The organism is Mesotoga sp. Brook.08.105.5.1, assembly GCF_002752635.1.
In the GTDB taxonomy this organism is placed as follows: Bacteria; Thermotogota; Thermotogae; order Petrotogales; family Kosmotogaceae; genus Mesotoga.
This window is the reverse complement of sequence record NZ_AYTW01000033.1, coordinates 1-7257: the sequence shown is the minus strand read 5'-3', so window position 1 is coordinate 7257 and position 7257 is coordinate 1. Positions and strand designations below refer to the sequence as shown.

Here is a 7257-nt window from a genome sequence, read left to right as displayed (position 1 = left end):
ACGGGGCTCTGACTTCTTCCCCGGCGGGCCTTTTTCTCCCACTGAACATTCTTGCCTTAGCTGGACGTGCACACTCCCCGTCGGCAGGAGCATGCCGCCACCCCGCTCAAGCGGGGACTTAGATCAAGAAAGAAAGAGCGTGAAGAGGATAGAAGAGATGTTTGATGAGCAGCTGAATATTGAGAGATCAAGTCAGCGAGGAGGAAAAATAGGGACAGACTCCATTTTCTGAAGAGCGGTTCATCGTTCCGACGCTTCGCGTCCAAGTTCTTGGTTGGTTTAGGATCGAGGGCGTAGAGCGGGAGCAAGATCCATTACTTAAAGAACGGTGTCCCGTATAGAATTACTTCAGGCTGACACGGGTTCAAAAATAGGGACAGACTCCATTTTTAGGAACAAGAGCAGTTCTTCCTTCATAAGAGCGTGCAGAGAGCCGTCCTTCGACCTTCGTCCAGGAGCAAAAAATAGGGACAGACTCCATTTTCTGAAGAGCGGTTCATCGTTCCGGAGCTAGGAGCTTAGCAAAAAATAGGGACAGACTCCATTTTCTCAAGGGCGAATACAAAAATAGGGACAGACTCGTTTTTTCAGAGTCGTTGTTGGTGGTACGGGGGACCTAAAATAGGGACAGACTCGTTTTTTCAGAGCCGTTGTTGGTGGTTGGTAAGCGTTTATAAACAAATAAGAGCACAATCACAATAAAAATAGGGACAGACTCCATTTTTAGGAACAAGAGCGGTTCTTCCTTCATAACCTAATTTCCCGGACAAATTATACCTATGACTTTCAAGAAAATAGGACAGACTCCTTTATTTACATTTGCGTAATATAGTTCTTCGTTCAGGAGAGCAATGCAAAGAGAGATGAAGACAAAAGTGATACAAGAAGAGGTATCTCTTTGCCTTTTTCACCATAGGAAAATAGGGACAGACTCCATTTTTGAGAACAAGAGCAGTTCTTCGTTCATAAGAGCGTGCAGAGAGCCGTCCTTCGCCCTTCGTCCAGGAGCGTGGACCCGTCCTTGGAAGAGCGGGAGAAGAGCAGTTCTTCGTTCCGACGCTTCGCGTCCAGGTTCTTGGTTTCTCTCCTAGAACTGCGTCTAGGGTATGGCAAGGGTATGGCAAGAGCCGAAAGAGCGGGAAGAGGAAGAGAGAGAGAAAGAAAGAGAAAAATAGGGACAGACTCCATTTTTAGGAACAAGAGCGGTTCTTCCTTCATAACCTAATTTCCCGGACAAATTATACCTATGACTTTCAAGAAAATAGGACAGACTCCTTTATTTACATTTGCGTAATATAGTTCTTCATTCAGGAGAGCAGTGCAAAGAGAGATGAAGACAAAAGTGATTCAAGAAGAGGTATCTCTTTGCCTTTTTCACCACGAGGGGAATTGGACAAGTAAATGAGGAGTAGTAAAACAAGAAGAAGTGAAGTGGTGAGGATGAATCATCCAAGAGCGAACAGTTAGATGCTGTATTCTGTTGTGTCTAACCCATTGAACAAAAGCTCTGTTCAGATGGAAAGCCGTTCTTCAGCGATCAAAAGGTTGCCGAATTCGAAAATGTTTTAAGCGTTTCACTTAAAAGAAGGCCAAGGGGTAGACCGAAAAAAAGTGACGCTGTAGAAAATATGGTCGCATTTTCTACGGGAAAATGGTAGGGTCAAGAGATGCGCCTTGGGTTTAGGCAAGAGCTGCTTTGCAGCGGGGCGAATCCCTCGGGATTGACACGACAGACTAAGCCGGTGTCACGAACTCCTATGAAATTGTTTCGAACCACTTCGTGGTTGTTGATAAGCTAGCTAAGCTGAAAACCGAGTTGCACGCTAACGAGTGAGGAAGCCTTGAAAAACAGAGATAGTTCTCAAAGGTGTTCTTTCCTTTGTTATTTTTGTTGGTTTATAAGGTAGATGCCCAGCACCATGTGTTGAAATCCCAAATACTTTCCTCTTGGTTTTTCATTATAATTGGTCTGGTAAAAGAATCCAGCTTTTTAACCAATTCCTGGTATGAAATATCCGTAAGTTGTCCGTGTCTTGAAATGAAGGCTTTCCACCGTATTTCCATACCAGCATCGTCTTTGATCATTTCGGGAAAGAAAGTTTCTTCTGGAAGAGGAGTTCCTCGATTCATGAAGGTTGATTTTATTGAGTTGGAGAGGACATCGAGAGAAAAATTGGTTGTTTGAGCAAGGTAGTATATGTCATAGAAATCTTTCAACCTGCTATTTGCCGTGCTTCTTTTGACAGTTGTCTCAAGCTTTTCAGCTATAACTGTTTCTTTGGAATAAGCTATAACCTTAGGAGCTTCAAAATCAAGAAGTACGGGATATTCCATTTCAATCGGACTTGGAACAATGCTGTCTCCCACGGCAATATCCAAATGAAGTCGGGTCTTTACTTTAGTATTGGCAAGCTGAGCTACAAAAAAGACCCGAATTCCTGTATAATCTTGATCTTCTGTTATTTGCTCAACCTGAATGCTGTTTGCATCAAATAGCACCCCATCATTCGAGTCTGCGGAATTAAGTATTTCCTCAATAATTGGTTTTACCTTGTCTGCTTTTATTGGAAGCCCCTTTGCAAGAAAATCTAGGTCTTTTGTAGGCCTTGATCTATTTAGGGAATCGTAGGATATCAACAGCATTCCGCCTTTGAGTATCAATCTATTTCTGTATTTTGATTTTCCTAATCTGTAGAGAAAACGCTCATAAAAGTATTGTATGAGCAAGTACTCATTGGATCTTCCTGTCTTTCTTGAAATGTTCAACAGTTTCGTTCTAACCGAAGCCCCAATATTTTGCATACAATCACTCCATAGCGGATTTTATAATGGGTATAAGATAAGGTGTTATCACCGTTTTGATTCTAAGCATTGATGCGTATTCCATTAGCTTTGAGATATTTGAATCCTTGCGTTTTACATAATTTATTAATGATTCAACGGCAATGTCTTCTCCAAGTTCCTTCCTGAATCTGAAAGCATCGCAGATGGTTCTTTCGAGGTCATATATTCTTATAATCCCGGAATTCGTTTTTATTCTGGTAATACCGATTTTGTATGTGCTTTTGTCAAAGTAATAGAGTTTAACGGGGGGATATTCAAACTTGAGATGACTTACGTTATTAGGTACACCAATGGTAATTTTAGGAGAGATGTATGTAGTCAGGTTATAAAACTGGAGTGCTGAAGCTAGACATATAACGGTATATTTACTTGCTTTAGTAATTGCCACAAGATCAGTTTCAAGACCATTGTATGCATCTGCCAGCATATATAGACCATGTTTTATCCTGATAATCCATCCATTTTCTAGAGCCGTCTTTATTTCTCTTGGATGTATTCCCGCTTTTAGAAACTGCGATGTTTGCTGGAAATAATTATTATATTTGAAGCAGGACTTTATTTTTTTCTCAATATCGGTTTTATTGCTCATTAAAAAGGCCTCCACCGATTATGTGGATAGAACACTATGTAATTATAAATATTTGCCTAGTGTTCTATCCAGATTATTCTACCATAATGGCAGCTTAAGAAACACGACACGAACCGCTTTGCGGTTGCCATGGAAAAACGCATGGAAAAACGGGGACAGACTCCATTTTTAGAACAAGAGCGGTTCCTCGTTCCGACGCTTCGCGTCCAAGTTCTTGGTTGGTTTAGGATCGAGGGCGTAGAGCGGGAGCAAGATCCATTACTTGAAGAACGATGTCCCGTATAGAATTACTTCGGGCTGACACGGGATAATCGGATGGGGCATTAGAATCTCATTTCTTTGTCAACAACCAAGAAAAGAAAATGGGGACAGACTCCATTTTTGAGAACAAGAGCAGTTCTTCCTTCATAAGAGCGTGCAGAGAGCCGTCCTTCGAATGGAAAAATAGGGACCTTATCATATTAATAAGGAAAAGTCTACTACTCAAGTGACATTCAAGTTGTCAACCACATCCTTAGTGGCAGCTAAGGATGGATGAGCATCCTGGGAGTATTCAGGAGTTTTGTTTTATGTTGATAAAGTAGTAAAATGAAAGCATTGTTAATTGTTGTATTTTCTATCTTCTCTAGGGAACTTGCTTCGTAGAAGAACTGTCATTGCGGTTAGAGTTGAAGCACTCAATTCTTGGAAGCTCGCTTGATGACTTATGCATAAGTTCACTGGAAGGAGGTGAAAAGATTGCCAACAACTGGCCAGAAAGTCGAAGTCTCTGGTATCTACAAATGCACAAACTGTGGTAATGAAGTCACTTGTGTAAAGGGCGAAAGGTTTCCTCCATGCAGCAAGTGCCACAAGACTAATTTCACTCTAGTCCGAAGAACAAAGTAGCTGGACAGTGATTTCGAACCCTAATTTGAGCACTAATTCTACAGAAAGACTTATTGTTATTTGAACGTTGTTATTGCAAACAAAAGCTATCAGGTGTCTTGACTTGACCTGACCAAGGAGGTAGAAAATAGCAATGAAAGAACCGCGGTTTGAAATCTTTAAGGACAAGAATAATGAATATCGATTCAGACTCCTAGCACCTAACGGAGAAATTATTGCCATAGGCGAAGGTTATTCAACCAAGAGCAATTGTAAAGACGGTATCAATAATGTGAAAGAATACGCACCAGTTGCTCAGATCAAAGACTTGACTGAAGCAACTTGACCACGGATATTAGGTACCCGTTATCTGCTTTTAGTTAATGCTTTATGATGAAGACGGGGACATCAACAAAGTTGACGTCCCCGGTGTCATCTAATAGTAAAAATAGGGACATACTCCCTTTTTGAGAACAAGAGCAGTTCTTCCTTCATAAGAGCGTGCAGAGAGCCGTCCTTCGACCTTCGTCCAAGAGCGTGGACCCGTCTTTGGGAAGAGCGGGAGAAGAGCAGTTCTTCGTTCCGACGCTTCGCGTCCAAGTTCTTGGTTGGTTTAGGATCGAGGCCATAAGAGCGGGAGCAAGATCCATTACTTAAAGAACGGTGTCCCGTATAGAATTACTTCGGGCTGATACGGGATAATCGGATGGGGCATTAGAATCTCATTTCTTTGTCAACAACCAAATGTTCTTGTGGGCCTTCGATTCCTTGTTTGTGGAGAAGACGTATTTTCTGGGAGTTCTTGCTGTCGTTTACCTTGCCAGATGAAACCCAGAAAAACTTCCGGTTCTCAGTGATGACTCTTATCTGATTATCCATGATCCATCGCTTCATCCATTGCGCCTTTTTGATCACCTCATCGACCTCGGATTCATTTGCCGGATGAATCTCTATGAATGCTGTTTTCAGAACAGCATCACTCTCGATGAAAACAGCATAATCCCATCTATTCTCAGTCGGATAATCCTCTTTGAGGCATCTATCTATATCAACGCTCTTTGCATTGGTTCTCGTTTCTTGAGACTTACTCTGTCAGGTTTCCAATTGCTTGAAGTCCGTTCTTTATACAGGGGCCAAGAGATGAATTCATTATGGGCTGTATTTGATCTATTTTCTACCTCCAGAGCTTTGCTACGATTTCGTTTGTCTTGGAAGTGAATTCTACGAGGCCACCCCATTCCGACACTGACTTCTTATCGCTCCCGGGATCGAGTGAAGAAATATCTTCAGTCACCACGCCAGCCTCGGTCGGTTTGAAGTAGTTGACAACGAGCTTCTTGTTTTCGAAATCCTTTATTAGTTTGTTCGTATTTGTCGTTGTTTTTAGTTCGAAAAGGTCGAGGAGAAGCTTCCTCTTTTTGTCTGCAGTTGCTTCAGGATGAGATACAATCTCATTTATTGCCCAAACGAGTTCTATTATTCCCGAAGAATGGGTTGAGAGCAGGACTCTATAATTCCTGCTCAACAGTTCGACTATAGTAAGAAAGACATCCCTAATTGCAAGCGGGTGAAGGCCTGCTTCTGGCTCTTCAACTATGACCCAGTTCACGCCTTGCTTTTTAGAGACTTTTGCCGAAGGCAGCAGCCAGAACAACCCAAGTAGTAAGGGCGCAAATTCTCTTTGGCCTGCAGACCAGGTCATGATAGGCATTGATACTCCCGCAACCTCCAGCATGATTCTTTTCCTGAGGCCTATATCTAGTTTCAGCTTGCCTTCTCTCATTATGGATTTCTGCAGCGCGTCCCTTATCTCTTTCTTGAAGTATCCGTCTCTCGGAAAGATAGGGATGCCGCCGCTCCCAAGGCCGGAATCCATTATGCGCCTGATCTTCTCACTGAAGTCCTTAACAACGAAAGGGTACGTAGGATCGAAAGAGGTGAAAGGAAGTGGCCACCCGGCAGAGATAATCAGAACTCGTTGAGCGGGTATATAGAATACTTTGGCCTCACTGTCTTCTCCGCCTGATCTCTTCACGTGAGTTTCGATCTGAAACTTTCTTCCGTTAAGTCCAATGTAGCTCTGAGAATTCCATATCGCCTGCATCCCTTCGCCAAAATAGACTGGCAAGAAACTCTCGAGCTCATTCTTCCAATCAAAGCCAAACTTCTTCAATTCTCTGACTATGTCGGCGTGATCAACGCAGAACTTGAACAACTGAAGAAAGATGCTTTTACCCGTTGCTTGTGGCCCGACGAGAACGGTCAGATCACCGGCCGAAATGTCTGCTTTTTTTATCGGCCCGATATTCTCAAGAACGACTCTCACGGAGAACCCTCCCTTCTTCCTGCGCTGCTTAGGCTATACAAGAACAATTATATCAATTTCCGCATGAATTCCTGAATCTTCAACCAAACCACACTAAGTAAGGCCTTTCTATAAATAGGGACTTCATTATTCACATTTCTATCGCACAAACCTCGTTCAGCATGTTTGATATACTTTCTACATTCATTTTTAGCCCTTTAATGGTCCCGTCCATATCCATGGTCGCCCTTGTATCAAGGCCTACTATTGATGCGATAAGAAATCCACCTTTCAAGATGAAGTTCGATTGGTAGCGTGATGATGAAATTCTTTCCAGCAAACGCTCCAGCATATAGTTCTGAAGGACAATTTGAGCAGATATATTCTTGCTTTTTGCCACGTTCTTAATGATCGCTTTCAGCTGCATCGAGTTCTTCAAAGCAATACCTCCAAATAGGCGCTAAGCTTCTTTTCTACCCTCATGAGCTTTGCATACTTTGAAATCATGGGAATATCTCTACTGGGCAGTTGTGTATATCTCTTGAACGCTTCGCTTATGATCTGTAGAAAAATAGGGACAGACTCCATTTTCTCATGTAGAAAAATAGGGACTATGATCTGTAGAAAAATAGGGACAGACTCCATTTTCTCA

Annotated in this window: 7 protein-coding genes and 1 pseudogene; 2 read left to right on the top strand and 6 right to left on the bottom strand. The window is 42.3% G+C overall.

Features of this window, described 5'->3' with window-relative positions:
- Positions 1 to 1896: 1896 nt before the first annotated feature.
- On the bottom strand, positions 1897 to 2802 hold the full coding sequence (locus V512_RS10655) for a nucleotidyl transferase AbiEii/AbiGii toxin family protein (protein WP_099830446.1): 906 nt from the start codon (positions 2800 to 2802) through the stop codon (positions 1897 to 1899).
- Between the two features lie 4 nt (positions 2803 to 2806).
- Positions 2807 to 3433, bottom strand: coding sequence for a type IV toxin-antitoxin system AbiEi family antitoxin domain-containing protein (locus V512_RS10650; RefSeq protein ID WP_099830445.1), 627 nt, complete (start codon positions 3431 to 3433; stop codon positions 2807 to 2809).
- Positions 3434 to 4162: 729 nt separating this feature from the next.
- Here V512_RS10650 and V512_RS15395 point away from each other — a divergent pair.
- Positions 4163 to 4321, top strand: a complete 159-nt coding sequence (locus tag V512_RS15395) for a hypothetical protein (RefSeq protein WP_099830444.1) — start codon at positions 4163 to 4165, stop codon at positions 4319 to 4321.
- 133 nt (positions 4322 to 4454) lie between these two features.
- A complete protein-coding gene (locus V512_RS10640; RefSeq protein ID WP_099830443.1) occupies positions 4455 to 4646 on the top strand; it encodes a YegP family protein in 192 nt (63 codons plus the stop codon).
- Between the two features lie 368 nt (positions 4647 to 5014).
- Here the strand turns inward: V512_RS10640 and V512_RS14660 are convergent, their stop codons facing one another.
- The 4 genes and pseudogenes from V512_RS14660 to V512_RS14760 form a co-directional block, all read right to left on the bottom strand.
- Positions 5015 to 5215 carry a hypothetical protein gene (locus V512_RS14660; RefSeq protein ID WP_099830442.1) on the bottom strand — a complete coding sequence of 67 codons (201 nt, stop codon included), beginning with the start codon at positions 5213 to 5215 and terminating at the stop codon, positions 5015 to 5017.
- Between the two features lie 259 nt (positions 5216 to 5474).
- A complete protein-coding gene (locus V512_RS10630; RefSeq protein ID WP_099830441.1) occupies positions 5475 to 6626 on the bottom strand; it encodes an AAA family ATPase in 1152 nt (383 codons plus the stop codon).
- 130 nt (positions 6627 to 6756) lie between these two features.
- A complete protein-coding gene (locus tag V512_RS10625; RefSeq protein WP_207759762.1) occupies positions 6757 to 7044 on the bottom strand; it encodes a nucleotidyl transferase AbiEii/AbiGii toxin family protein in 288 nt (95 codons plus the stop codon).
- Positions 7041 to 7257: pseudogene (locus V512_RS14760) on the bottom strand (hypothetical protein); the annotation flags it as partial. The pseudogene V512_RS14760 and the gene V512_RS10625, both read right to left, overlap by 4 nt.